General features: G+C 32.9%; 1 protein-coding gene. It reads right to left on the minus strand.

The window, feature by feature from the left end; genetic code table 11:
• Positions 1-113: 113 nt before the first annotated feature.
• Positions 114-517, minus strand: a 404-nt coding sequence (locus H4J57_RS19570) for an RDD family protein (RefSeq protein WP_182244004.1), incomplete at its 5' end; no start/stop codon positions are given.

Here is a 517-nt window from a genome sequence, read left to right on the forward strand (position 1 = left end):
ATAACGCCCCATTAAGAGGCTTTTAATTGTTGGTTAAAATGTGAAGCGTAGCGGAACCTAACCAACTGTTAAAAGTCCTGCTTGAATGGCTTGTTATGTGTATGAACACCTAACTATTTTGTATCTTTAGGGGATACAGCAATAGTCGCAGTAATTAAATCATGAACTGCCCTACGTTCTCTATTAAATAATATTGCTACTAGAGAATAAGCACCCAAAACTAACTTAATGACAGTTCTCTTTAATGCTAAAAGAAAACCTATTCGATCTAAACCATTATAATTTCTTACTCTAAACTTAAATATAAATTGGCCTACTGTGCACAGCTTTGAAGTAAACAATGCATCATAAATAAATAGAGCTGCAATTATAGGTAAAAATGACGCGGCTGAATCGCTATTAAATAACGGTGTATAAATTGAAATAAAATACGCGCATGAAAAAACAAAAACATAATCAATGAGTGTTGCAAAGTACCTTTGATATAAAGCGGGAAGCTTTTTAGGAATAATGCTTT

The organism is Colwellia sp. BRX8-7 (genome assembly GCF_014077275.1).
Taxonomy (GTDB): domain Bacteria; phylum Pseudomonadota; class Gammaproteobacteria; order Enterobacterales; family Alteromonadaceae; genus Colwellia_A.